This window comes from Nocardia sp. NPDC004340 (genome assembly GCF_053602575.1).
In genome coordinates, this window is record NZ_JBSGDW010000007.1 from 1 (window position 1) to 24,553 (window position 24,553).

Annotated in this window: 22 protein-coding genes; 12 read left to right on the top strand and 10 right to left on the bottom strand. The window is 64.5% G+C overall.

The features are described 5' to 3' along the window. Window positions 1–128: 128 nt before the first annotated feature. From ACWEOI_RS25425 to ACWEOI_RS25435, 3 genes are all read right to left on the bottom strand, one after another. Window positions 129–449: a hypothetical protein gene (locus ACWEOI_RS25425; RefSeq protein WP_433671900.1), complete on the bottom strand. Its 321-nt coding sequence runs from the start codon at window positions 447–449 to the stop codon at window positions 129–131. A 16-nt stretch (window positions 450–465) separates the two neighbouring features. Beyond that, entirely contained in the window at window positions 466–2,307 is a 1,842-nt protein-coding gene (ilvD, locus tag ACWEOI_RS25430; RefSeq protein WP_452361236.1) for a dihydroxy-acid dehydratase, read from the bottom strand. 158 nt (window positions 2,308–2,465) lie between these two features. Continuing rightward, the gene (locus tag ACWEOI_RS25435; protein WP_433671902.1) at window positions 2,466–2,966 is read right to left on the bottom strand and encodes a PH domain-containing protein; all 501 of its coding nucleotides are present in this window, start codon (window positions 2,964–2,966) and stop codon (window positions 2,466–2,468) included. A gap of 321 nt (window positions 2,967–3,287) precedes the next feature. Here ACWEOI_RS25435 and ACWEOI_RS25440 point away from each other — a divergent pair, with 321 nt between their 5' ends. The 3 genes from ACWEOI_RS25440 (at window position 3,288) to ilvC (ending at window position 6,821) form a co-directional block, all read left to right on the top strand. Continuing rightward, window positions 3,288–5,246, top strand: coding sequence for an acetolactate synthase large subunit (locus tag ACWEOI_RS25440; protein WP_433671903.1), 1,959 nt, complete (start codon window positions 3,288–3,290; stop codon window positions 5,244–5,246). After that, window positions 5,243–5,746: an acetolactate synthase small subunit gene (gene ilvN / locus ACWEOI_RS25445; RefSeq protein ID WP_040860049.1), complete on the top strand. Its 504-nt coding sequence runs from the start codon at window positions 5,243–5,245 to the stop codon at window positions 5,744–5,746. Before ACWEOI_RS25440 ends, ilvN begins: the two co-directional genes overlap by 4 nt. Window positions 5,747–5,819: 73 nt before the next feature. Continuing rightward, window positions 5,820–6,821: a ketol-acid reductoisomerase gene (gene ilvC, locus ACWEOI_RS25450; RefSeq protein ID WP_357097642.1), complete on the top strand. Its 1,002-nt coding sequence runs from the start codon at window positions 5,820–5,822 to the stop codon at window positions 6,819–6,821. A gap of 205 nt (window positions 6,822–7,026) precedes the next feature. Here ilvC and ACWEOI_RS25455 read toward each other — a convergent pair whose 3' ends face one another. After that, window positions 7,027–8,463 carry an RNA-guided endonuclease TnpB family protein gene (locus ACWEOI_RS25455; RefSeq protein ID WP_452361237.1) on the bottom strand — a complete coding sequence of 479 codons (1,437 nt, stop codon included), beginning with the start codon at window positions 8,461–8,463 and terminating at the stop codon, window positions 7,027–7,029. Between ACWEOI_RS25455 and ACWEOI_RS25460 the strand changes: the two genes are divergently transcribed. Continuing rightward, window positions 8,447–8,740 carry a hypothetical protein gene (locus tag ACWEOI_RS25460; RefSeq protein ID WP_452361238.1) on the top strand — a complete coding sequence of 98 codons (294 nt, stop codon included), beginning with the start codon at window positions 8,447–8,449 and terminating at the stop codon, window positions 8,738–8,740. The genes ACWEOI_RS25455 and ACWEOI_RS25460 overlap by 17 nt on opposite strands. Window positions 8,741–8,819: 79 nt before the next feature. Here ACWEOI_RS25460 and ACWEOI_RS25465 read toward each other — a convergent pair whose 3' ends face one another. Next, the gene (locus ACWEOI_RS25465) at window positions 8,820–9,125 is read right to left on the bottom strand and encodes a hypothetical protein (protein ID WP_452361239.1); all 306 of its coding nucleotides are present in this window, start codon (window positions 9,123–9,125) and stop codon (window positions 8,820–8,822) included. A 181-nt stretch (window positions 9,126–9,306) separates the two neighbouring features. Beyond that, a complete protein-coding gene (locus tag ACWEOI_RS25470; protein ID WP_213557158.1) occupies window positions 9,307–10,077 on the bottom strand; it encodes an SDR family NAD(P)-dependent oxidoreductase in 771 nt (256 codons plus the stop codon). A gap of 123 nt (window positions 10,078–10,200) precedes the next feature. Here ACWEOI_RS25470 and ACWEOI_RS25475 point away from each other — a divergent pair, with 123 nt between their 5' ends. Then, window positions 10,201–10,839: a TetR/AcrR family transcriptional regulator gene (locus ACWEOI_RS25475; protein ID WP_452361240.1), complete on the top strand. Its 639-nt coding sequence runs from the start codon at window positions 10,201–10,203 to the stop codon at window positions 10,837–10,839. 227 nt (window positions 10,840–11,066) lie between these two features. Here the strand turns inward: ACWEOI_RS25475 and ACWEOI_RS25480 are convergent, their stop codons facing one another. Beyond that, entirely contained in the window at window positions 11,067–12,362 is a 1,296-nt protein-coding gene (locus ACWEOI_RS25480; RefSeq protein ID WP_452361241.1) for a DNA cytosine methyltransferase, read from the bottom strand. Window positions 12,363–12,508: 146 nt separating this feature from the next. Between ACWEOI_RS25480 and ACWEOI_RS25485 the strand changes: the two genes are divergently transcribed. After that, a complete protein-coding gene (locus tag ACWEOI_RS25485) occupies window positions 12,509–12,961 on the top strand; it encodes a very short patch repair endonuclease (protein ID WP_452361419.1) in 453 nt (150 codons plus the stop codon). A gap of 80 nt (window positions 12,962–13,041) precedes the next feature. On the opposite strand, the gene ACWEOI_RS25490 is transcribed toward ACWEOI_RS25485, so the two are convergent. Further along, complete coding sequence (locus ACWEOI_RS25490; RefSeq protein WP_452361242.1) at window positions 13,042–13,827, bottom strand: hypothetical protein; 786 nt, start codon at window positions 13,825–13,827, stop codon at window positions 13,042–13,044. Window positions 13,828–14,074: 247 nt separating this feature from the next. Between ACWEOI_RS25490 and ACWEOI_RS25495 the strand changes: the two genes are divergently transcribed. The 3 genes from ACWEOI_RS25495 (at window position 14,075) to ACWEOI_RS25505 (ending at window position 18,090) form a co-directional block, all read left to right on the top strand. Continuing rightward, a complete protein-coding gene (locus ACWEOI_RS25495; RefSeq protein WP_452361243.1) occupies window positions 14,075–14,749 on the top strand; it encodes a hypothetical protein in 675 nt (224 codons plus the stop codon). Between the two features lie 87 nt (window positions 14,750–14,836). Continuing rightward, window positions 14,837–16,270 carry a transcriptional regulator gene (locus tag ACWEOI_RS25500; protein ID WP_452361244.1) on the top strand — a complete coding sequence of 478 codons (1,434 nt, stop codon included), beginning with the start codon at window positions 14,837–14,839 and terminating at the stop codon, window positions 16,268–16,270. After that, window positions 16,267–18,090, top strand: a complete 1,824-nt coding sequence (locus tag ACWEOI_RS25505; RefSeq protein ID WP_452361245.1) for a DEAD/DEAH box helicase — start codon at window positions 16,267–16,269, stop codon at window positions 18,088–18,090. Before ACWEOI_RS25500 ends, ACWEOI_RS25505 begins: the two co-directional genes overlap by 4 nt. A 407-nt stretch (window positions 18,091–18,497) precedes the next feature. Here the strand turns inward: ACWEOI_RS25505 and ACWEOI_RS25510 are convergent, their stop codons facing one another. Next, a complete protein-coding gene (locus tag ACWEOI_RS25510; RefSeq protein WP_452361246.1) occupies window positions 18,498–19,361 on the bottom strand; it encodes a DUF559 domain-containing protein in 864 nt (287 codons plus the stop codon). Between the two features lie 125 nt (window positions 19,362–19,486). Here ACWEOI_RS25510 and ACWEOI_RS25515 point away from each other — a divergent pair, with 125 nt between their 5' ends. From ACWEOI_RS25515 to ACWEOI_RS25525, 3 genes are all read left to right on the top strand, one after another. Beyond that, complete coding sequence (locus ACWEOI_RS25515) at window positions 19,487–20,362, top strand: alpha/beta fold hydrolase (protein ID WP_452361247.1); 876 nt, start codon at window positions 19,487–19,489, stop codon at window positions 20,360–20,362. 270 nt (window positions 20,363–20,632) lie between these two features. After that, window positions 20,633–22,702 (top strand): neutral/alkaline ceramidase, encoded by a 2,070-nt coding sequence (locus ACWEOI_RS25520; RefSeq protein WP_452361420.1) that lies wholly within the window; start codon window positions 20,633–20,635, stop codon window positions 22,700–22,702. A 4-nt stretch (window positions 22,703–22,706) separates the two neighbouring features. Then, window positions 22,707–23,204 (top strand): N-acetyltransferase family protein, encoded by a 498-nt coding sequence (locus tag ACWEOI_RS25525; protein ID WP_452361248.1) that lies wholly within the window; start codon window positions 22,707–22,709, stop codon window positions 23,202–23,204. Window positions 23,205–23,320: 116 nt separating this feature from the next. On the opposite strand, the gene ACWEOI_RS25530 is transcribed toward ACWEOI_RS25525, so the two are convergent. Further along, complete coding sequence (locus ACWEOI_RS25530; protein ID WP_452361249.1) at window positions 23,321–24,328, bottom strand: MBL fold metallo-hydrolase; 1,008 nt, start codon at window positions 24,326–24,328, stop codon at window positions 23,321–23,323. Between the last annotated feature and the right edge of the window lie 225 nt (window positions 24,329–24,553).

Genomic DNA, 24,553 nt, shown 5'->3' on the forward strand with positions numbered 1-24,553 from the left:
GGGGCGGGGAAAAAAAAAACACCGCGGCCGGCCCCCCCCCCCCGCCGCCCCCCCCGGCCGATTCGTATCCGGGGTGCGGGGCAGGCCCCGCGAATCTCCTCCGGGGGTGTGGGGGCTAGCCCCCACCCTCACTGGCGTGCGGTCCAGGCTTCCCATTCCTGGAAGGTCTCCTGGTGGAGCTGGAGCACCCGGCTCGACTTCGCGTCGATCTCGCGCTGCAGCAGCGCCCGGTGCGCCCCGATCCGAACCTGCTCGTCGGGAGCCGCCATGAACTCGGCATTGTCGAGGTCGCGCACCTCGGCCGCCAGGGCCTCGGCGTCGGCGAGCAGTTCGCGGGCCTCGGCATTGCGGGCGTCGGAGCGACGCAGCATCGCCGTGTACTCGGCCAGCATGGAGTCGGCCTTGCCGACAAATTCGGTGTCGGCCTGGCCGATGTATTCGATTGTCATTCCCTTGCTTTCTCGATTACGGCACGCGCCGGACGGCACCCTTGTCGGCGGAAGTGGCGAGCGCGGCGTACGCGCGCAGCGCGGTGGTGACCGGACGCTCCCGGTTCACCGGCTGCCACGGCCGCTCGGAGGCTTCCATCTTCACGCGGCGCTCCGCGAGAACGTCTTCGGGAACCAGCAATTCGAGTGCGCGGGTGTGCACGTCGATGCGGATGCGGTCACCGTTCTCGATGAGCCCGATGGACCCGCCGCCGGCGGCCTCCGGGGACATGTGGCCGATGGACAGGCCCGAGGTGCCGCCGGAGAAGCGGCCATCGGTGATGAGCGCGCAGACCTTGCCCAGGCCCACGCCCTTCAGGAACGAGGTGGGGTGCAGCATCTCCTGCATGCCCGGACCGCCGCGCGGACCCTCGTAGCGGACCACGATCACGTCGCCGGGCTGGATCTCCTTGCCCAGGATCTTGGAGACCGCCTCCTCCTGGGACTCGACCACCACGGCCGGGCCCTCGAAGGTGAACAGGTCCTCGTCGATGCCGGCGGTCTTGAGGATCGCGCCGTCGGGAGCGATATTGCCGCGCAGCACGCACAGGCCGCCCTCGACGGTGTAGGCGTGCGCCACCTCGCGGATGCAGCCGCCCTCGGCGTCGGTGTCCAGCGAGGACCAGCGGTTGGCGGTGGAGAACGGCTCGGTGGTGCGGACCCCGCCGGGCGCGGCGTGGAACAGCTGCACGGCCTCGTCGGACGCCTTGCCCGAGCGCACATCCCAGGTGTCGAGCCACTCGTCGAAGGAGGCGGTGTGCACGGTGGTCACGTCGGTCTCCAGCAGCCCGCCGCGGCGCAGCTCGCCGAGGATGGCCGGGATGCCGCCGGCGCGGTGCACGTCCTCCATGTGGTAGTCGGAGTTGGGGGAGACCTTCGACAGGCAGGGCACGCGACGCGAGATCTCGTCGATGGTCTGCAGATCGAAGTCGATCTCACCCTCCTGCGCGGCGGCCAGGGTGTGCAGCACGGTGTTGGTGGAACCGCCCATGGCCACGTCCAGCGCCATGGCGTTGCGGAAGGCCTTGGCGTTGGCCACGTTCCGCGGCAGCACCGAGGCGTCGTCGTCGCGGTACCAGCGGGTGGCGATGTCCACGATGACCTTGCCGGCCTTCTGGAACAGCGCGCGCCGCGCCTCGTGGGTGGCCAGGGTGGAGCCGTTGCCCGGCAGCGCCAGGCCCAGCGCCTCGGTGAGGCAGTTCATCGAGTTGGCGGTGAACATGCCCGAGCAGGAGCCGCAGGTCGGGCAGGCGGAGCGCTCGACCTCGCTGAGGCCCTCGTCGCTGACGGCCTGGGAGGCGCTGGCGGAGATGGCGGTGATCAGGTCGGTCGGGGCCTGCGCGACGCCGTCCACGATCACGGCCTTGCCGGCCTCCATCGGGCCGCCGGAGACGAACACGGCCGGGATGTTGAGCCGCATGGCGGCGTTCAGCATGCCGGGGGTGATCTTGTCGCAGTTGGAGATGCACACCAGCGCGTCGGCGGTGTGGGCGTTGGCCATGTACTCCACCGAGTCGGCGATGATCTCGCGCGAGGGTAGCGAGTACAGCATGCCGCCATGTCCCATGGCGATGCCGTCGTCGACGGCGATGGTGTGGAATTCGCGCGGGACGCCACCGGCCGCCCGCACCGCCTCGGCCACGATCTCGCCGACGTCCTTCAGGTGCACGTGGCCGGGTACGAACTGGGTGTAGGAGTTCGCGATGGCGACGATCGGCTTCCCGAAGTCGGAGTCGGTGAGGCCGGTCGCGCGCCAGAGCGAGCGAGCGCCCGCGGCATTGCGTCCGACGGTGGTGGTGCGTGAGCGAAGCGGTGGCATTGGTCCTCGGTTCGTGTCGCAGGGGGCTGTTGAGCGACTGGCCGGCGGTTCGCGACACGAGAATTCGGGTCTCGCGACGTTCCTCCGGCGGGCATCAACGTTACTCCCGGCCTATGACCCCGATTACCTCCGGTGGAAACTCTGCACCCCCGAAACGCCTACGACTTGCCGGATTCGCCCTCGGCCTCGGTGCCCTCGGTGTGAGATTCGTCCGCTTCGACCGGTTCGTCGGTTTCCTCCGGCTCCTGGGCGAACGGGTCCGGGATGCGCCCGCCCGAGGCGTCCACGAGGTCGGCGAGCCGGTGGTAGCCGACTGCGGGCAAGGTCACATCGGTGTCGTCGGCCAGGTGCAGCCGCAGGTACCCGCGCTTGGGGATGACCAGCCCGCGTACGTCGGCCCAGTCGATGTGCCGGGAGCCGACCAGGGTGCGGGTGTCGATGCCGTTGTCCGAGACGGTGGTCCGGGTCCGCTCGATCCAGACCACCAGCGCGGCCGGGATCGCGAACAGGATCCACAGCACCTTGGGCGCCCCGAAGAACGGGAAGGCCACGGAGAACAGCAGGATGAACACCCCGAGGTGAGCGAGCCGGGGGATGCGGATCACGCGACCCGCGTCCGATTCGGCGCCGGGAGTATGGGACGATCGAGCAGGTGGCACGGACTGATGCTGTGAGGACACACCCATATCCTCGCATCATGGTGAACGGACCCGAACAACCGCACTGTCTCACATAATGAGACCCCATAGGTCAGCTGTTTGACTGAACGACTAGCGCGCGCATACCGTCGAGCGCGTGAATCGAATCGAGTTGCTCGTAATCGGCCGGCGCGTCCAGCGCTGAGCCGACGACTATTAGGTCCATTACGTCAGCTCGCAGCTGCGACGCGCCACCCTCGAACAGCCCATGGCTGTCGGGGGCTTTTTTGTGTTCAGGCAAGTCCCTCGGACTGGAACGACAAGCAGTAAGGAACCAAGACGGTGAGCGCACCTACCGCCCGGCCCGGGCCCTCGGCCCGCAGGCCCGCGCCTTCGGCCACTCAGCCGACCGCGGCTCCGGCCGCGACCCCGAACCGCCGCCAGGTCCCGCCCGAGCGGGTCACCGGCGCGCAGTCGGTCGTCCGTTCGCTCGAGGAACTGGACGTCGACACGGTATTCGGTATTCCGGGCGGTGCGATCCTTCCCGTCTACGACCCGCTCTTCGATTCCACCAAGGTCCGCCACGTGCTGGTCCGCCACGAGCAGGGCGCGGGTCACGCCGCGACCGGCTACGCGCAGGCCACCGGCAAGGTGGGTGTGTGCATGGCCACGTCCGGTCCGGGCGCGACCAACCTGGTCACCCCGATCGCGGACGCGCAGATGGACTCGGTGCCGCTGGTCGCCATCACCGGCCAGGTGGGCCGGTCGCTGATCGGCACCGACGCCTTCCAGGAAGCCGACATCTCCGGCATCACCATGGCGTGCACCAAGCACAACTTCCTGGTCACCGACCCGATCGACATCCCGCGGATGATCGCCGAGGCGTTCCACATCGCCTCCACCGGCCGTCCCGGCGCGGTGCTGGTCGACATCCCGAAGGACGTGCTGCAGGCGCAGACCACGTTCTCGTGGCCGCCGGAGATGAAGCTGCCCGGCTACCGTCCGGTCACCAAGCCGCACGGCAAGCAGGTCCGCGAGGCCGCCCGCATGATCATGGAGTCCAAGGCTCCCGTGCTCTACGTCGGCGGCGGCGTGATCAAGGCCGACGCCTCGGCCGAGCTGCTGGAACTGGCCGAGCTGACCGGCATCCCGGTGGTCACCACCCTGATGGCGCGCGGCGCGTTCCCCGACACCCACACCCTCAACATGGGTATGCCGGGTATGCACGGCACCGTGGGAGCCGTTGCGGCGCTGCAACGTTCGGACCTGCTGATCACCCTGGGCGCGCGTTTCGACGACCGCGTCACCGGCCAGCTGGACTCGTTCGCGGTGAACGCCAAGGTGATCCACGCCGACATCGACCCGGCCGAGATCGGCAAGAACCGCCACGCCGACGTGCCGATCGTGGGTGACTGCCGCGAGGTCATCACCGAGCTGATCGAGACCCTGAAGGCCGACCCGGCCACCGGCGGCAAGACCCCGCTGCTGGACCTGACCGAGTGGTGGGGCTACCTGAGCGGTATCCGCGACGCCTACCCGCTGGGCTGGAAGACCCCGTCGGACGGTTCGCTGTCGCCGGAGTTCGTGATCGAGAAGCTGGGTCAGCTGGCCGGTCCCGAGGCGATCTACTGTGCCGGCGTCGGCCAGCACCAGATGTGGGCCGCGCAGTTCATCAAGTACGAGAACCCGCGCACCTGGCTGAACTCGGGCGGTCTGGGCACCATGGGTTACGCGGTGCCCGCGGCCATGGGCGCCAAGATGGGCATGCCGGACTCCGAGGTGTGGGCCATCGATGGTGACGGCTGCTTCCAGATGACCAACCAGGAGCTGGCCACCTGTGCCGTCGAGGGCGTGCCGATCAAGGTCGCGCTGATCAACAACGGCAACCTGGGCATGGTCCGCCAGTGGCAGACCCTGTTCTACGAGAAGCGCTACTCCAACACCGACCTGGGCACCCACACCCTGCGCATCCCCGACTTCGTGAAGCTCGCGGAAGCCTTGGGCTGCCACGGTATTCGCGTGGAGAAGGAAGAGGACGTGGAGGCCGCGATCCGCGAGGCGCAGTCGATCAACGACCGTCCCGTGGTGATCGACTTCATCGTCGGCAAGGACGCGCAGGTGTGGCCGATGGTCGCCGCCGGCACGTCGAACGACGAGATCATGGCCGCGCGCGGCATCCGCCCGCTGTTCGACGACGACGAGCAGGCTTCCGAGCCGGCCGTCATCCACGAGGCCATGTCGCACGAGAAGGCTTCGCTGAACGCTCACGAGCGCGCTTCCCAGAAGGGGACCGAGGAATGACCACCACCCACACCCTCTCCGTGCTGGTGGAGGACAAGCCGGGCGTGCTGGCCCGGGTGGCTTCGCTGTTCTCCCGGCGTGGCTTCAATATCCAGTCCCTCGCGGTGGGTGGCACCGAGATCCCCGAGATCTCGCGCATGACCATCGTGGTGACCGTGGAGGACCTGCCGCTCGAGCAGGTCACCAAGCAGCTCAACAAGCTGGTCAATGTCATCAAGATCGTGGAGCAGGACACCGATTCCTCGGTCGCCCGTGAACTGATCCTGGTGAAGGTGCGTGCCGACGCGAGCGTGCGCACCCAGGTGATCGAGGCCGTGAACCTGTTCCGTGCCAAGGTGATCGACGTGTCGCCCGACGCGCTGACCATCGAGGCCACCGGTACCCGCTCCAAGCTGGACGCGCTGCTGCGCATGATGGAGCCGTACGGCATCCGCGAGATCGTGCAGTCCGGTGTCGTGGCCGTGGGCCGCGGACCGAAGTCGATCACCGCTACCCGCTAGGTCCGGCGAATTCCGCCGACCGGATACTTCTCACTAACCAAACAATCTGAAGGGAACCACAGTGGCAGTCGAGATGTTCTATGACGACGATGCTGACCTGTCGATCATCCAGGGCAAGAAGGTCGCCGTCATCGGCTACGGCAGCCAGGGCCACGCTCACTCGCTGAGCCTGCGCGACTCCGGCGTCGACGTGCGCATCGGCCTCAAGGCGGGCTCGAAGTCCATCGCCAAGGCCGAAGAGGCCGGCCTGACCGTCGGCACCCCCGCCGAGGTCTCCGAGTGGGCCGACGTGATCATGGTCCTCGCGCCCGACACCGCGCAGGCCTCCATCTTCACCAACGACATCGAGCCGCACCTGAAGGACGGCGACGCGCTGTTCTTCGGCCACGGCCTGAACATCCACTTCGGTCTGATCAAGGCTCCGGCCAACGTCACCGTCGGCATGGTCGCCCCCAAGGGCCCCGGCCACCTGGTGCGTCGCCAGTTCGCCGACGGCAAGGGCGTTCCGGCCCTGATCGCCATCGACCAGGACCCGACCGGCACCGGCCAGGCGCTGGCCCTGTCCTACGCCAAGGGCATCGGCGGCACCCGCGCGGGCGTCATCAAGACCACCTTCAAGGAAGAGACCGAGACCGACCTCTTCGGTGAGCAGGCCGTGCTCTGCGGTGGCACCGAGGAACTGGTCAAGACCGGTTTCGAGGTCATGGTCGAGGCCGGTTACGCGCCGGAGATGGCCTACTTCGAGGTCCTGCACGAGCTCAAGCTGATCGTCGACCTCATGTACGAGGGCGGCATCGCCCGCATGAACTACTCGGTCTCCGACACCGCCGAGTTCGGTGGCTACCTGTCGGGCCCGCGCGTCATCGACGCCGGCACCAAGGAGCGCATGAAGGCGATCCTGACCGACATCCAGGACGGCACCTTCGTCAAGCGCCTCGTCGCCAACGTCGAGGGCGGCAACAAGGAGCTCGAGGGTCTGCGCAAGGCCAACGCCGAGCACCCGATCGAGGTCACCGGCGCGCAGCTGCGCAGCCTGATGAGCTGGGTCGACCGCCCGATCACCGAAACCGCGTAGCGGCTCAACGATCTGAAACTAGCCCGGCACCTTGGTGTCGGGCTAGTTTCTTATAGCCAGGTAGCCCGTAGCTTCAACCCCTGACCCTCGAAAGCCTTGCCATGCTGGTGATCTGGCATCAGGCTCACGGATCACCGAAACCGCCTAACAGCATGTCCGATAGCCTGTTGGTTGTCGGACACCGCCCTCCTCGGGCGTCGTCGATTCACTCACCGAATGTGGTGTGAACCTCGGTTCTCGCGTCTTCCGGGCCGGTTTCACCGACACCCAGAGGGCATCGGTCAGCGCCTTCCCGTCGGCGAGCCTTGGTTACCCGGCCTCCTGCTTGGGGGTCCGGGGATCGAGGAATGTTTTCGTGTCGGATCATCGGCCATGCAGCGAGGTTCACTGCGGCATTGTGGTCGCGGTCGGCGTGGAATCCGCACCCGCAGGTGAACACTCGATCCGACAGGGTCAGCTCCGTCTTTACTGCCCCGCAGCCCGCGCAGCGCTTGCTCGAAGGGAACCAGCGGTCGGCGGTGACGACGGTGCCGCCGCGCCACTGTTGCTTGTAGCGCAGCAGACATTCGAAATCTGCCCAGCCGGCGTCACCGATCGCATGCGCCAAATGGTGATTGCGGAGCATGCTCGCGACATTCAGGTCCTCGACCACGAGCCGGTCGTGGGTTTTAACCAGCGTGTTGGTGACCTGATGCAGGAAGTGACGGCGGATGTTGGCGACACGGCTATGATGCCGAGCCAGGCGGGCGACGACAGCTTGGTAGTTACGTGATCCTTTCTGCTTGCGGGACAACGATTTCGCCAGCCGCCGCTGTTTACACCGCCCGGCCGCTAGAGGCTTGGGTGGCTTGTCTATGCGGACGATTTCGGTGCCGTCCGCGCTGGCAGCGACCAAGTATGTCGTCAACCCGCGGTCGATGCCCACCCAGTCTGTGTGGTCGTCGGCCGCCCGTGGCCGGTGGTGCAGAGACGAGTGGAGGTCTGCGGCCTCGACGGTCACGCTGAGCTGCCAACGACATGTCCGGAAAGACACAGTGACGAAAAGGATTTTGGCACGCCCGTTCGCAAGCATGCGCCGCAAGCGCCGAGTGTCCTCCCGCACCCGCAAGGTTCCGATTCCGGGCAGGACTACCGATCGCGGAATTCCCTTGTCACCGACGCGAATTCCCGCGCGACCGGACTTTGTAATCCTGTTGCGCAGCCGGAACGTCGGTGTCGTCGAATTCTTCCTCTTGAAGCGGGGGAATCCGACTCGTCTGCCTCGGCGTTTTCCGGCGCGGGAGTCCGCAAATGCGCTCAGGGCGCGGCCGCAATCCACGGCGGCTTCTTCGAACACTTGCTGGCACACTTCGCCGCGCCATGCCAGACCTGTCACCTCGATCTCGGCGATCCCGTCCGAGTCGACGCGGATCACCCTGCCGGCGGCTTCGGACTTCTTCCACGTGTTGAAGGTGTTGATCAGGCTGAAGCCGGTCCATGGAACCTGATGATCGGGATCGGTTTCACGTTGGTTAAGTGCGGTTTTCACGAAGTCGAGCGACTTGTTGAACGCGAACCGGGCCGCACCGGCATGGCGGTCGAGCACCAGTTGCTGCTCGACCGTGGGGTCGAGGCAGTAGCGGAAGGTGGTGTGGCGGCTCATCATCGGCGAGTGTGACACAGGACACCGACAACAACTGTTCGACCAGCCCTCACTGCTCGCCGCGCGGCTCGCGGGCATGACGATGTTCGGCCGGCATCTCCTCGACACCGGCCAACTGCGCGACGGCCTCGACCTCGACGAAGTCCGCGACATCCTGTGGACCTACATCGCGGTGGAAGTTCTACGAACTGCTGGTGCTCGCCCGCGGCTGGTCGCTGGATCGCTACGCGCAGTGGACCTCTCACGCCATCGCCGCGGCCCTGACCTGAGGTCGTGACGGCGAAGGCCCGGCGGGAGTGTTCCCGCCGGGCCTTCGCCGTTCGCGCGTGAAGGGGGTTACGCGCGAGGAGGTCTCGTCACCAGCTGCCGAGGGCGTCCGGCAGCATCTGCCGCCACCACCCGTCGTTGTCGTGGCGGTGTCGGTTCCAGTCGTCGCGGTCGCGGTCGCGGTCGTGACGCCAGTCGTCGCGATCCCGGTCTCGATCGCGGCCGTGGTCCCACCAGGGGTTGCTCGGCTGGTGCGGCCACGCCACATCCGCCGGCGCGTTGTCGACGGGAACGTCCGCGCTGGCCGGAATCGTCACCGCCGCAAGCGGAATCAGAGCAATAGCACCGGCGACGGCAACGCGAGCCGCGGTCCGGCGTAGAAATGTCGACTTCATGGTGAGCAACTGTGCCCCAGTAACCTCCGACTGAGGAACGTTTTTCCTGTGAATTCAGGGCCGAATGGTCCTCATGTATGACCGCCCACCCTGAGCAACCCCGAAACCCATTGCACAGCAACGGCCCCGCAGAATAATTCCCGCAGGGCCGTTCGCAATTCGACTGTGGCAGTCAGGTTTATCAGTAGTGCGTGCCGCCGTCGATCCGAATCTCGGTGCCGGTGATGAACGCACCATCATCCGACGCCAGCATGGCGACCACACCGGCCACGGTGTCCGGCGAAGCGAAGCCCTGCCCGATACCGGGGGCCAGCTTCATGAACAGGCTCAAGTCGGCATCGGCCGGCAGACCCGGGCCCTTGCCGGAGGTCATGTCACTCGAAATCGACCCCGGCGCAACAGCAACCACACGCAGGCCCTGCTTCGAGTACTCCGCCGCCAGCGCGTGGGTCATGGACATGATCCCGCCCTTGGACGCGGCGTACGCGGACATGTACGGGTGCGCGAAGAACGCGGACGTAGAGGTGAAGTTGACGATCACACCCTTGTCCGAAGCCAGCAGCTGCGGCAGCGACTCCTTGATCATCAAGAAGGTGCCCGTCAGGTTGATGGCAATGATCTTGTTGAAGTCCTCGACCGGCTGCTCGTGCGTGTGCGCCGACCGCAGAATTCCGGCCGCATTGATCAGCGCATCGATCCCACCGAGCGCCTCGGTAGCGGCGGCAACGCCGGCCTTGACCGACGCCTCATCGGAGATGTCCACGGTCAGGGTCGTAAGCCGATCCCCATTCCCGTTCTCCGCCGCCTGCTTGGCAGTCTCCGCCAGCCCCGCCTCATTGACGTCAGCCCCCACAACCTGCCCACCCTCGGCCAGGATCCGGTGCACGGTAGCCCGCCCAATCCCCGACCCAGCCCCGGTAATCACTACTCGACGCCCGTCAAAACGCTCCATCGCGACTCTCCTTAGCTATGTTCCAGCCCCTGCAAGACACGTTACGCCTATGTGGCACGTCATGCCAGACTGGCATCCCGTCAACTAGGATTAGTTCAGCCAGCCCGCCCAAAGGAGGTGAAAATGTCCGCCCACCCCATACTCCGCCCCACCCTCGCCGAACGCCGCAAACAAGAAACCCGCATGGACATAGCCCGAACCGCCGCCCGTCTGTTCGCGGAGTACGGCACCGCAGCGGTGACAGCGGAGCAGATCGCCTCCGAATCGGGCGTGGCATTGCGCACCTTCTACCGCTACGCCCGCACCAAGGAGGAAGCGGTAGAACCCCTCCTCGCCACCGGCGCCCAACGCTGGCTCGAAATTGTTGCCGCGGGTCCGCGCCGCCTCCCGACTGTCCTCGAACTGCAAGAGGCCATCCAGACCTCCTTGACTTTCGAGGGCGCCCCCGAAGACCTCGAAACCACTCGAGGCCTGATCCGTGCCATGGCCGACGACCCAGTCCTGCGCACCGTCTGGCACCGCATCAACATGGAAGCCGAACGCGACCTACTTGCCCTTCTTACCGACCTCGCAGGTCCCGCCGAAGATCTGCTCCAGCGCCGCTTGCTCGCCGCGGCGACTGCTGGAGCGATCCGAATCGCAGTGGAGCAGTGGGCGTCCGGCGACGGACCACCGAGTGGGGATGGCTCTCCCGCGGATCTCGCGGTGCGTTCCCTCCGCGCTCTCGCCGACGGAATCGGTCGCTCCACTGATAATTCATGACAGCGCCTGACCTTGAAACCTGTTGTACGGCAACGCCTCCTGCGGGGCCGTTCGCAAATCTGGCTGTGTTCGTCCGTATGCGGACCGCCGTTGATCCGAATCTCGTTCCCGGCGATGAACGCCTGTCATCCGAGGTCAACATGGTGACCTCGCCCGCCACAGTGTCGGGTGAGGCGAACCTCCGCCTGATGACGGGGTCTCGCTAGACCCAGGCGTAGCTCGCCGAGCTATGATGCGCGCGGGATATCCAACTCCAGCCCTAGCTGATTGCCAGAACGCGATTCGCGCTCGCGTGCAATTTTCAAGACATCGATGATCGACCTGCCCACGGCGGCCGCGACCGGCGGGGGGAAGGCGTTTCCGACCTGTCGATATTGGGCCGTCTTCCCACCTGAGAAGTCCCATTCAGCTGGGAAGCCCTGGATAGTTGCAGCCTGCTTTACGGTGAGCATCGGTCCGTCGGGGCCGAAGAGATCCCGATCCTCGGTCTGCTTGCGAGCACAGGTCTCGATGTCGTTGGCAACGCCCATACCCGAGATTCCCAGCTGTATCCATGCTGCCTTCGCGCGACTAGGGCCGAGGTCCGCGCCTCCGTGCTTCTTCGACCCGCCGACCAGGGTGGGTGCGACGCCACCACCTTTTTCCTTCAGCGCGGCATCCCGCTCACTCGCCGTTCGCTGCCATCGAGCGAAGGCTTTGTGAGCCCGCTGTGAATGAGGTCCTTCGAAGTAGCGTGCAAACCGTTCATGCATCGAAGTCTTGAGAGCCGCTGCGACACTGATCGGTTCATGATCAGGCGAAGGCGTGGGCCATTCGTATTTGATGTCTGCTATGACATCGTTGCGGAACGCAACAAGGATCGCACGGGGGCGAAGCTGTGGTACCCCGAAATCGCTCGCTTCGAGGATTCCCCACTTGCTGACGGTGTACCCGAGACCTTCCTCCTCGACCAGTTGGCCGTCCTCGCCAAGGTGGGTTCCTCCTTGCAGCCTTGCTTCGATCCACGCGCGATAGGAGGCGAACTTTGGGTCCATGATTCCACGGACATTTTCGATCATCACGGCGCGCGGCTTGAGGATTGCCACCAGTTCCAGCATGCGGGGGAACAGATCTCGCTCGTCGTCCTTGCCCAGCTGCTTGCCGGCGTGTGAGAACGGCGGGCATGGCACGCCACCTGCGAGTAGATCGAGTTCGCGGTTCCGTAGTAGAGCGGCGCCCTTCTTCAGATCTTCGCGAGGATTGAATTCTTTGACATCGGTGGACAGGATGTCGCAGTGCTCCCGCTCCCATGCCCACAGCTTGTGGTCTTCGATGTTCAGCCTAAGGGTCTCCGCAGCGTATTGGTCGATCTCGACCAGAGCCAAGTGACCGAACCCAGCTTGGTGCAGGCCAACGGCTTGCCCGCCCGCGCCGGCACAGATCTCGATCGATGTGAACTCGGGGCCTGTTCGCACCATTGTCGCCGAGCTCGGCGACTGATCGTGTGCGCCGACGTGGCTGCTTGTGGCGCCAGGGTTGGTCACGCTGCTGCCTTTCGATGTGGGGCTAGGATCGGTAAGCGGACTGTGCAGGAGTATCTTTCCTCACGACCTGCAGCTGGCTCGCACTGGGAACCGACGTGACCGAGAGCAAATCGCATAGGGCCCGGAGAGAGGCCCACGAACGAGGCATCTACCCCGCGCCTCTCAACGAGGGGCGTTCGCGGAACATGCAGGCAAACCGTCGATCTGGTACCAAACCGGAGATCGCGTTGCGTAGCGCACTGCACCGCCTGGGGTACCGATATCGCAAGGACTTCAGACTCGACCTCGGCTCGGTGAAGGTCCGCCCGGACATCGTCTTCACAGCGCGCAAGGTCGCCGTGTTCGTCGATGGCTGCTTCTGGCATGTCTGTCCTGAGCACGGTCGTCAGCCGGCAACGAACGACTGGTACTGGGCACCAAAGCTTCGCCGGAACGTGGAACGTGATCAAGCGGCGAATGCTGCCCTGGTAGCGGCCGGCTGGCAGGTTATCCGCCTGTGGGAGCACGAGAGCCTGGACAGTGCTGTGAGCACTGTCACCAGGGTCTTGGCAGGCGAATGCGAACATGTGAGCGATCATATGGGACAGATCGATCGCTAATCGCGGTATGCACTCGACACGCGGGATTCCCTTGTGGGGGTGGGCCGGTCAGTCTCGGCCTTGTGTGCCGACGGCCCGTTTCACATGGATTCGTCCGCAATTACTCGGCGTAGAAGGGAATCTGCCTCGGTGCGCTTGCCGACTTCACTCAAGGCGTGAAGTACGTGGAGTACATCGCGGTCCCTTCGTCGTGCGGCGTGGCTGATTATTGACGCCACGACGTCAGGCATGTCCATGTCACTGAACGACCTGATCGCGCTGGCTGTTTCGACGGCCGGCGCCTCCATGCCGACGTGTCGAAGGATGCTGCCGAGACGGGGGAAGTCGTCGGTGGCGATGATCTTGATCACATCGTATGCGGCTGGCCATGCTACGTCGGCAAACGCTGTGTTGTGCCGGTCCCCGTCGGGGGAGGGGACCGGCACAACAGAAATGTCTGAATTGGCTGGTCCTGTGGCCGGCTTCATCGAAGTCGGCTGCTCTGCAGCGTCGGACGGCGGGTTGCAAGCCGAGCAATTCGTGCCGCATGACACGCAGCAACCGCCGGGCAGGTATGGCGTCGATGAAAGTGCTAGTCGTCGACGGAGAAGCTCCTCCCATGTGAACGGGATGCTGCTCGCGCCAACGGCGTTGGATGCCAGTTCGTATAGAGCCAGAAGCGTTTTGTGCTCGGCATCGTCCGGTGCGAGCTTGCATTTCGCCCGCGCGAGATTCCCAAGTGCGGACTTGCTGAGGTGGACCTCTGGGGCGATCGTGCGAAGTCCTCGCCCATCGAGGCGGATCAGTTCCTGTATCGCCTGGGCAAAAGCGCGCTCAGCCTGCGAATGGCTGGCATCGAGGTCATGGAAATCTCCACGTTGCGGCAAACCGACTCCCCCTGGCTGAAACAGCTGAAAACGTCTGTACGACGGCCATTCTCGTCCATGGGGGTGGAACATTACACGGCCAACGTGTCCATCTTTCGTGGACACGTGTCCTCACGTTATGGACGCTCAAGGGCTTCTCATTTCGCCCCAGTTGCTGTTGAGTCGTTGATGAAACGATGCACGGCGGGGGCGCGACCCGCTGCGCTCGGAGATAACTTCTCAATGAGATGAAAGGGTGGATGTCCGCATGAACATGCCCTCTTGGAGTGATTCGACGCTCGGTACGATGAAGCGCGTAGCGCTCTGGCTTGTGCAGGAGGTCGGGGCCGGAGAGATGTTCACTAAAACCCAGCTTCGCGAGGCATTCCCCGACACGTCGCAGATCGACCGCCGGATGCGGGACCTTCGTGACTTCGGGTGGCGTATCGACACCAATAGGGAAGACCCCATGCTGGGAGCTCACGAGCAGCGGTTCGTCACCCAGGGGACTGCTGTGTGGGAGCCCGGCAAGGGGACGAGGAGGACCGGCACAACAGTGAGCGCTTCTGAGCGTCATGCTTTGCTGACGCGGGACGGTCACAAGTGCCGGTCGTGTGGGATCGGTCCGGGTGAGCAGTATCCCGGCAGTTTCGTTGCCTCTCAGCTTGACGTTGCCCGCCGCCCGGTCCAGTTGCCCAGCGGGGAGACTGTGGAGCAGTTGGTTATCGAGTGCAATCGCTGCCGGGTTGGGGGTCGGGGTTTGACTGCGGATCTTGGCGATGTGCTGTCGCGTATCGAGCGGTTGCCCGTGTACGAGCGTCAGATGCTGGCTGCATGGGTTAGCCGCGACGCTCGTAGTTTCAGTGAGGCGGAAGGTATCTGGGCTTCGTATCGGACATTGCCGGCGGATTCCAGGGATCGGATTCGTAAGATCCTCCAGTAGAAGATTCCGGATTGCAGTCATCTTGCAGGCAATCCGTTACTTCTAGTCCAATGTATAGTTCTCTCAATTTCTTAGGAGAATTCGGGTATGTTCAAGGACTTCGGGAAGCCCTCGACTGCTGCTGATGTTCGATCAATCGTCGACGAGCGGATCCGGGAGCAACATGAAAAGACTGGCGTGGCAGAGACTTTGACCGTGGAATGGCGCGGTAAACCTATACATATCGAAGTTATCGACATGCCGTTGAACTCCCTGTTCTACAATCCGGGAACACACCGGATTCGTGCGCAGCGGAGCCTTGATCCGCAGCGCGATGTGCTGGTAGAGGATAATCCGTGGAGTCCGGAAAGTCAGGACTACCTGGAGCATTTGCTGAAGGTCCGGCCGTCGGAACCTGATCACCGTGATCCAGCATTTGACGATCTGATGCGCAGCCTCGACGAGCACCAGCAGAATGAACCTGGATTGATCACGCGTGATGGGATCCTGGTCAACGGAAACACCCGCTGCGCGGCACTGCGGGAACTTAAATCCACCAATAGCATTCGAGTTGGCGTCTTGCCGGTGTCGTGCACATGGGAGGATATAAACGACGTCGAGCTTTCATTGCAGCTTCGGCCTGACAAGCGACGCGACTACTCCTATATTAATCGGTTGCTCGCCATCGAAGAACTGCGTGATCAGCTCCAGCGTGATCTGACGGTGATCGCGAAGGCATTCCATAGCACAGCGAAATCTGTTGAGCGGGATCTCTGGATACTCGCTCAGTTGCGGGATCTGATTGTGCGGAGCCAGACGTCCGATGGGAAGTCTTTGCGGCTCATGGATCTTGAGCGGTCCAAGGAGAGCCTTTTTGAGCTGCATCGTACCTACGAAAAGGAGCATGCGAAGAGCAAGGAGAAGGCCGATCTCCTGAAAGAAGCACGCCTGGCGGCGATCGTGCTCGACTTAGCGAAGACGGATGTTCGCTTTATCGAGACTGATTTCCACAGCCGCTACCTCGACAAGGTACTGCCTGAGGAGTACAGAACTGCCCAGAATGCCGCTCCGACTACCGTAGCGATTCCCGGGCTTAATCGTGAGGTCAAGGCTGCGGGAGTGAATGTCGCTGCGGCGAGGCACATTACGGATGCGCTGCTCAAGGCCCAGGCTGTGAAGGCTGCCGGCGATAGTGCCGCACCGGGCGAACAGGCCGCGGCCGCGAGCGTGATCGAATCAATCAAATATGCCTTCAATGAGGCGATTGATACTGCAGGACGTGAGGCCCGCCTGAAGAGAAAGCGTCTTGCAGCTCCCGACCGGATTCGCGATGCCTGTAAGGATCTCGATCAGGCGATTACGGATTTGGTGTTGTCTCGCGCCAATTCAAGTCTCGATGAGGAGGCTTTCGATGATGCGCTCGAACAGTTGCGGGAAGCGTTGGGAAAACTGGCAATCGAGGCGCAGCGCAGTATCGAACTTCCTGGTACAGGACTGGCATGGTTGATTGCCGCCGCTGAATTGGAGACTCCGCAGCCATGACGAATTCCGGGACCGAGTGGTCACTGCGGCTGGGGTTCGATGTCACGCGCACCCGTGTCGAACTGCGCACCCAGTCGGTGCATCAGAATGACTTTGCCCAGCTCACTGCGCGTATTGCCACGCGCGGTCAGCGGGGTCCTGTATCCGCGGAGGTCGATCTCGACGACTTTCTGGTGAACCTCAGTGAGCTGGCTACCTGGCCGCACGCGGGAGTCGTCTGGGATGACGATCTCATCGCACTGGTCAACGGAGTCCTCGATGACTCCGAAACGGTCGAGCGTAGCCTCCAGGAGAGGCCGGCTGATGAGGGTGCCGAAGCAGTTCACTCGGACGAAGTAGTCGGCCTGCTCGGAACAGATTGGACGGCAGACCTGACGTCATTTCAGCGGCGTGACATTGCCAGGCTGTTGTCACTTCGTCACGGTGCCAACTTTAGTGTTCCGGGTGCTGGTAAAACCCGTGTCGCACTTGCTGTCTACGCGGCGATGCGCGAACGCGGGGAGGCACAGCGTCTCCTGGTCGTTGGGCCAAAGGCGGCCTACGAGTCCTGGGAGTACGAGAGCGCCTTCTGCTTCAAGGAACCGTTGCGTGTCGCCGTGAACGGCAAGCCGGAAGACCCGCTCGCAGACTTGCGCATCGTGAACTACGAGAGGCTGGATCGCTCGCTGAAAAGTCTGGCAACCTGGCTGCGGTCGGCACCCTCGATGATCATCCTGGATGAAGCGCACCGGATGAAGCTCGGTGCCAGCGGTACTTACGGTGCTGCCTGCCTCGCTCTGGGACCGCTGGCCGATCGCCGCCTCATCCTTACCGGTACACCGGCACCGAACGGAGCGAAGGACCTTGAGAGTCTCCTATCGTTCGTCTGGCCGGGCCACGGCAAGCGCGTGGTGACCGAGGCGGTTGGCGGCGGTGACCTGGCTCATGCCAGTTCGGTGCTCCGACCGCTCTTCACGAGGACAACCAAGCGCGAGCTCGGCTTGCCGCCTTTCGAACCCAGGGTTCGCTACCTAGATATGCCGCCGATCCACGCGGAGATCTACGAGGCGCTGAAGGGAAACTTCACGGCCAGGGCGGAGGGTTCGCGTGCGAATATCGAAGGTCTGGGCCGAGCCATGTTGCGCCTACTGATGGCCGCGACGAGTCCGGCGCTCCTCCTGGAAGGTTCGAGTCAGTACGAGCCGCTCGAATACCAGCTGCCACCGCTTGAAGCGTCACCCGGCGACTCACTGTACGACCTGTTGAGAAATCTTCCGAGCTACGAGCTCTCGCCGAAGTACCGGGAAACCTTGAAGATTGTCGCGGACAACGCATCTCAGGGCCGGAAGACGATAGTGTGGACGACATTCGTTCGCAGTCTCAGGACGATCGAGAAGCTGCTAGAAGGTTACGGACCGGCGGTGGTCTACGGCGGTACAGCTGATCGCGAAGAGCAGTTGCGGCGGTTCCGTCAGGACCTGGACTGTCATGTGCTGATTTCCAACCCGGCCACTCTCGGCGAGGGAATCAGCCTCCATCAGGTATGCCACGATGCTGTCTATGTCGACCGCGACTTCATGGCCGGCCGGTTCTTGCAGAGCCTAGACCGCATTCACCGCCTCGGCCTGGCTCCGGGTACTGAAACACGGGTGACGGTCCTCGCCACCCGCAAGACCATCGATGAAGTCGTGCGGGCGCGACTGGAGATGAAACTGGAGTTCATGGGCCGGATCCTGGATGACCCCGACGTCCGGCAACTTGCCGATTTGCAAGAGGAACCCGCATCGGGCACCGGCATGGACGCCGCGGATGTACGGGCTCTCCTGCTGCATCTCGGCTGACCTTCTGGCACTGCGTAATTCGCATTGCCGCGGCTGCCCGCAGAGCGCTCTGGAAGTTCGGTGCTCAGTTGTGCGCGGCGGAGTTGACTAGGCGGGGGGGGGGGCATCGAGTGCTTCATATCCCGATGGCGAGCGCGTGGATTCGCCTGTCGAACAGTCCTATACGCCGGGGCGGGTGTAGGTGCCGCGCCGCATTTGCTGTCGATGGTGGATGCACGACGGGTACGAAGCGTCCCATCGGGCGAGCGCTGCTGTCGCGGGAGCAGTGGTCGTCGGTTGACGGTGAGCACGATTGGGTTTGACCCGAGGAGCGTGCACCGTGACTCGTTTGAGCTTATTCGTGCACAGAATCGGAGGACTTGGCAGGAATTGCCATTTGGGCGCGGATTGTGCACGAATAGGCCCATTTAGTTGCTGCGGTATCGGCGGCGTCGGTGTTTGATGACCGCTGCAGCCTCATCCGCGCACTTGTCCAGGGAGCCGTAGACGTCGGATGCTGCGTAGCGGAGGACGAGCCAACCTGCGAGGAGCAGGTGGTTCTGCTGGCGGCGGTCTTGGCGGAAGACTGCTGAGGCGCTGTGGAATTCGCGGCCGTCGATTTCGATGATGGTGTAAGAGCGTTCGTCGACCAAGTCGCAGATGAATTGACCCACTGGATGGTTCGCGAGCAGGGTGAGGCCGCGGTGGTGCAGGGCTCGGGTGAAGAGGCGTTCGGGTTCTGAGGCTGCGCGTGTTGATGCTTCGCGGAGGTGGCGGCTGAAGGCGGTTCGGCCTGGGATTTTGGAGTGGGACAGGCGGAGTGCATCGTGGGGGCTTACTGTGCGGCCGAGGTGCTCGTCGATCATGGCTTCCGCGGTGGGGCGGGGGAGGACTGCGATGCAGTCGAGCAGGGTGAGGGCGGGGTGGGTGCTGGGGAGGTCGTGGGTTTCGGTGGCCCAGCCGGCGGGGAGGTTGCGGCGATAGAGGTGGAGCCAGGGTGGGGTTTTGCGGTACAGGGGTTTCGGGACGGTTGCTTCGAAGAGCGTGGGTTCGGTGGGGTGCATGCCTTGCAGCCACGCTGCGGTGCGGTGGCTGAGCAGGGCTTGGGGGAGCCACGTGGTGATGGCGCGGCATCGGGCGATGGAGTCCGGCGTATTCGTGCTGTACACGCCAGGGAGCAGGCGGATGTAGGTGCCGCTTCGGCATCTGTTATCGATGGTGGAGGTGGGAATGCCGGCGGCTGACAGTTCTGCCCTGGTCACGATCATGTGCTGAGGGTGGCAGCGGGGCACGTCAACCGATGGGCGCCGAACTCAGGATTCTCGGAGGGTGTGGATAAGGCCGGGATGTGGATAATCGCTGCAAATACGCTGGCAGAGGCCGTGCTCTGGGCTTGTCTGCTGGGTTAGCGTGGACTATGGCTGCGGATCAACCACCTGTCATTCCGAACGTCCGTCGGAGTTTCGTTGAGGCGCGCGGGGTGCGATTTCACGTAACCGAAGCGGGGGAAGGGCGGCCGGTACTTGTGCTGCATGGGTGGCCGCAGCATCACTACGTCTATCGGGATCTGCTGGCGGATCCGCCGGAGGGGTTGCGAATCGTCGCGCCGGATCTGCCGGGGTATGGGTGGTCGGGGCCGGCGCCGCATCGGTGGGCGAAAGAGGATGTGGCGTCGGATCTGTTGGCGCTCATGGATGTGATGGGGCTCGGCAAGGATGTGTTGCTGGTCGGGCATGACTGGGGTGGGTTTGTGGGGTATCGGATGGTGCTTCGGGAGCCGGAGCGGTTTCGGGGGTTTCTCGTCATGAACATGGCGCATCCTTGGGCGCCGAAGGGGGATGTGGCTCGGCAGGGTTGGCGGTTGTTGGCTTATCAGCCGTTGATGGCGAGTGTGGGGGTGCCGTTGCAGCGGCGGACTCGGTTCTTGGAGAGGCTGTTCGAGGCGGGGACGGCGGGGCGGAATCGGATGGATCGGGAGACTGCCGGGATTTTCGCGGAGCGGTTCAGGGATCCTTTGGTGGCTCGGACGGCTCGGGATACGTATCGGACGTTCTTGTTGAAGGAGATTCCGGGTTCGGTGCGGGCGCCGGAGACGCGGCGGGCGACTGTGCCGGTGCGGGCTTTGTTCGGGAAGGGGGATGCGGCGGTGCATTACTCGTTGGCCGCGGCGGAGACTGCTCGGGCGGATGACTACACGCTGGAGTTGGTGGAGGGGTGTGGGCACTTCATTGTCGATGAGCGGCCGGAGTTGGTTCGGGAGCGGCTGGTGGAACTGGATCGGGCCACGCGGTGACGTTTCGGGCCTGCAAACTCTTTGGTGGGGCTCGCTGACGCGTCGGGTTGCTGGGGGTGGAGGGAAGTGGGTTTGACCTGGGGAGGTCGGCGTGTGCGGGGGCGTCGATAGCGTGTGCGCGGATAGGGTGGCGGCGGCGATTCTGGACGGATGGCTAGAAATTGGTCAAGTGACCGACTAGTCTTCGGGCAACCTGAAATGGAACAGGTTCACTCTTTGGCGTCCGGCGGCTGGGGTCGTATTGGCGCGGTGAAGGATAGTGAGGGTCTTATGAGTCTGTCCCGGCGGGCTGTGTTGGCCGGCGCTGCTGTCGGCGGCGTGGGGGCCAGTGTGGCGTTCGGTGCGAATATTGTTGGGGCGCAGCCCATCAAGCATCGGGAAGCTGGGGCCGGCTATTTGGTTGGCGTGGGTATCGCTGATATCACCGGGGCCCCGGCGGGTCAGGGGATGATGGGGTACTCGGAGGCTGATCAGATCACCACGGGGCTGCTGTCGCGGTGTTACGCGCGTGCCTATGTTGTGGTGGATCAGGCGACGGGGGATCGGGTTGTCTTCGTCAATACGGACAATGCCTGCTTGTTCCAGTCGGTGCATCTCGTGGTGATGCAGCAGTTGCAGCAGCGGTTCGGGGGGTTGTACACCGAGCGGAACGTCAACCTCAATGCGACGCATAACCACAACTCTTGTGGTGGTAGCGCGCGGGAGTACGCGTATTCGCTGGCGGCCATGGGGTTCCAGCAGAACTCGCATGATGCCGAGGTGAGCGGGATCGTCAAGGCGATCGTCAATGCGCATGAGAACTTGGCGCCGGGGGCGATCACACTCGGGCGGGGGGAACTGCACGATGCCAGCGTGAACCGGTCGCGAGGGGCGTTCGAGGACAATCCGGCGGAGGACAAGGCTGCCTTCCCGGACGCCATCGACCCGCAGCTCACGGTGTTGCGATTCCGGCAGGGCGGCAAGGACGTCGGGGCGATCACCTGGTTCGCCACCCACGGCACCTCGATGACCGACCGGAACACGCTGATCTCACAGGACAACAAGGGGTACGCCAGCTACCGCTGGGAGCACGACGAGATGGGGGTGCGGCACCTGGACGGTGCGCCCGCGTTCGTGGCGGCGTTCCCGCAGACCAATGCCGGCGACATGACGCCGAACCTGTGGATCAAGAAGATGCATCCCTCGGGGCCCACCGAGGACAATCGCACCAACTGCGCCATGATCGGTGAACGCCAATATCAGGCGGGCCGAAAGGCCTTCGACGCCGCGGCGCCCATGAGCAGCACCGGTGTCGACTCCGTGCTGCACTACGTGAACCTGGCCGACACCGCCATCGACGGCGACTACACGCCCGACGGCAAGCCCGCCCGCACCGCGCCCGCCATGATGGGTGCGGCCGCGATGGCGACCAGCACCGAGGACAACTGGAACTCGCAGCTGTCGTTCCTGCAGGAAGGTGACGCCAACCCGATGGTGGCGGCCCTCGGCGGACTGAACTCGCCGGTCGAGCAGTGGATGCAGGATGTGCAGGCGCCCAAGCTGGTTCTGGCCCCGCTCGGCATCCTGCCGCCGCGGCCGTGGGTGCCGCAGGTGGTGCCGTTGCAGCTGATGCGGATCGGCGACCTGGTGCTGGCCTCGGGGCCGGCGGAGTACACCGTGGTGTCGGGTCTGCGGATTCGGCGACTGGTGGCGCGGGCACTGAACGTGCCGCTGGAGAACGTGCTCCTGCAGGGGTACGCCAACGGCTACTGCGGGTATGTCACCACCCCTGAGGAATACGCCTCCCAGCAGTACGAGGGCGGCGAAACCCTGTTCGGCCGCTGGACGCTGTCGGCGCATATGCAGGAATTCGACCGACTGGCAAAGGCTTTGGCGGCGCGTATCGACCTCGGTCGCGGGCCCGCTCCGCTCGACTGGTCCTTCGGATTGCAGCCTAACCTGCTCGCCCCGGTCCCGGCCGACACCCCGCACGCCGGTCGCGCCTACGGCGACGTGCTGACCCAGCCGCAGGCGAACTACGCGGCGGGACAGACGGTTTCGGTGGAGTTTGTCGGCGCGCACCCGAACAACAACTTCCGGCTCGACGGCACCTACTTCGAGATCCAGCAGAGTTCGGGCGGCGACTGGCGGCGCGTCTACGACGACAACGACTGGTGCACCGAGCTGCACTGGTCGCGTCCCGCCGGTCAGGACGCCGCGTCCACCATCGCCATCCAGTGGACGGTGCCGGACGGCGCCCCCGCGGGCACCTATCGCATCCAGTACACCGGTGACAGCCGCGACGGCACCGGCGTCAACCATGAATTCACTGGAACATCAGCGGAATTCGTGATCGGCTGAGGTCATGTTCATCAGACCCGCCGAGATCGCCGACGAGAAGCTGCTCTGGGCGATGCTCTACGAGGCGTCCTATGCCCGCGACGGCGGAATGGACTCGCCGGACCAGCTCCGTGACGTGCCCACCCTGGCGCATTACGTCGAGGACTGGGGAGCCGCAGGCGATCTCGGTGTGGTCGGGGGATTCGACGGCGTCGCGCTCGGTGCGGCCTGGCTGCGCTTGTTCAACTCCGAGGACCCGGCTTACGGCTGGATCGACGCCGACACTCCGGAGCTGGCCATCGGTGTCGCGCCCGAGACCCGCGGCACCGGGCTAGGAACCGCCCTGATGTCCGCGCTCCTCGATGCCGCCCGCGAGAAATTCGACGCCGTCAGTTTGAGTGTGCGGCTGGAGAATCCGGCGGTGCGGCTGTATCAGCGACTCGGCTTCGTCGAGGTGGAGGGTTCCGGCAAGGTCAACCCGGCCGGAACTACCAGCGTCACAATGGTTCTCCGCTTTCGCTGACCCGTCAGGACCTGTGCCGACCCACGCACCGCTCGAATGCGACTCGTGTGGAAAGGAACTCGACGCACCCGACGTCGCGCTGAACACCGGCCCGGCCTGACCGCGGTAATCGGCGATCAGGAAGCCGGAAGGTCGAAGACCAGCCGCCCGGGCGCGAGGTAGTCGTCGCGGTCCAGCAGCATGCGGACCTCCGGACGCGTGCCCTCCGGCATCCGCGCCAGCTCCGCCTGCAGCGGTGACACGAACGCCTCACCTCGCGCGGTGATCAACGGCAGCCAATTGTCGTGGTGGTTGGGCACGAACACCTTCGGACGCAGGGCCTCGATATAGCTGCGCGGGTCGCGCAGGCCGTTGGTGAACTGGTTGTAGCCCTGGACCGCGCCGATATGCACGTCGGAGGCGGGGAGCGTGCGTAGCACGTCGAGGACGTGCGGAGCCTTGTCCAGCAGTGGCCCCGAGGAATCGTGCCAGGTCAGCGTGAAATCGCCGAGCCGGAACTGGTACAGCAGCACCCCGCCCTCCGGGGCGAGCAGGTTGCGCGCCAGATGGCCCGCCTCGGATCGTCCCGGGGGATAGGCCCGGATGTCGCACAGGCACGGCTTGGGGCGCACCGGTGTCGAGGCGTCCGTGCCTTCGTGGCGGGGCGTGCGGGACGAGTGCAGGTGGCGCACAGCCGTCACCGACAGGCCGGGCGCGAGGTCGAAGTCGTAGCGATCGCCGGGTGTGGAGGCGGCGGAACCCAGTTCGTGGCAGGCCAATTCGGCCCCGCCGACCTGCTTGCGGGCGGTCGCGCAGTGCTCGGCCGTCCCGTGCACGACCGCTCCGCTGGCCAGCGCGATGGCCCCGGCGTCCGCGGCGTGGTCGAAATGCCCGTGGCCGATGAAGATCGCCGCGGGATCCAGCGCCGCGACCTCGTCGGGCGTCGTGGGCACGTATCCGGCGGTGAGGCCGCGCGGCACCCACGCGTCGAGCAAGAACACCACCCCGCCCAGGGCGACCGCGAAACTGGCGCACCCGAACCAGGACACGAGCACCCGGTCCGCCCGCACCGCCCCGCTGACCGGATCGACCGCGTCGTCGCCGAAGAAGCGCCGGCGTGCGGCGATCGTTTCGATACCGGCCACCTGGATTCCCCTCGTCGCACTGGGTGGCGGACCACGCTGTCCGCCGCCACGCATTCTGCCCGGAACCGACCGGACTGTCACTCAATGGTTTCCATAGCGCCACAACACAGGTTGCCGAGACCTTGCCGTTGCCGTGGGCTATCCCCAGGTGAATCCTGGAATCACACCGTGACGAAGTGGTGGGTGAATGTTCAGCCCGTTGTTAATCAATCGGCGTTGCATCGT

Coding starts and splice junctions, on each gene's coding strand:
- ilvN (WP_040860049.1), top strand. CDS start 5,243: ATGACCACCACCCACACCCTCTCCGTGCTGGTGGAGGACAAGCCGGGC.
- ACWEOI_RS25515 (WP_452361247.1), top strand. CDS start 19,487: ATGGCTGCGGATCAACCACCTGTCATTCCGAACGTCCGTCGGAGTTTC.
- ilvD (WP_452361236.1), bottom strand. CDS start 2,307: ATGCCACCGCTTCGCTCACGCACCACCACCGTCGGACGCAATGCCGCG.
- ACWEOI_RS25505 (WP_452361245.1), top strand. CDS start 16,267: ATGACGAATTCCGGGACCGAGTGGTCACTGCGGCTGGGGTTCGATGTC.
- ACWEOI_RS25465 (WP_452361239.1), bottom strand. CDS start 9,125: ATGAAGTCGACATTTCTACGCCGGACCGCGGCTCGCGTTGCCGTCGCC.
- ACWEOI_RS25425 (WP_433671900.1), bottom strand. CDS start 449: ATGACAATCGAATACATCGGCCAGGCCGACACCGAATTTGTCGGCAAG.
- ACWEOI_RS25470 (WP_213557158.1), bottom strand. CDS start 10,077: ATGGAGCGTTTTGACGGGCGTCGAGTAGTGATTACCGGGGCTGGGTCG.
- ACWEOI_RS25495 (WP_452361243.1), top strand. CDS start 14,075: ATGAACATGCCCTCTTGGAGTGATTCGACGCTCGGTACGATGAAGCGC.
- ACWEOI_RS25525 (WP_452361248.1), top strand. CDS start 22,707: ATGTTCATCAGACCCGCCGAGATCGCCGACGAGAAGCTGCTCTGGGCG.
- ilvC (WP_357097642.1), top strand. CDS start 5,820: ATGTTCTATGACGACGATGCTGACCTGTCGATCATCCAGGGCAAGAAG.
- ACWEOI_RS25500 (WP_452361244.1), top strand. CDS start 14,837: ATGTTCAAGGACTTCGGGAAGCCCTCGACTGCTGCTGATGTTCGATCA.
- ACWEOI_RS25455 (WP_452361237.1), bottom strand. CDS start 8,463: ATGAGCCGCCACACCACCTTCCGCTACTGCCTCGACCCCACGGTCGAG.
- ACWEOI_RS25520 (WP_452361420.1), top strand. CDS start 20,633: ATGAGTCTGTCCCGGCGGGCTGTGTTGGCCGGCGCTGCTGTCGGCGGC.
- ACWEOI_RS25475 (WP_452361240.1), top strand. CDS start 10,201: ATGTCCGCCCACCCCATACTCCGCCCCACCCTCGCCGAACGCCGCAAA.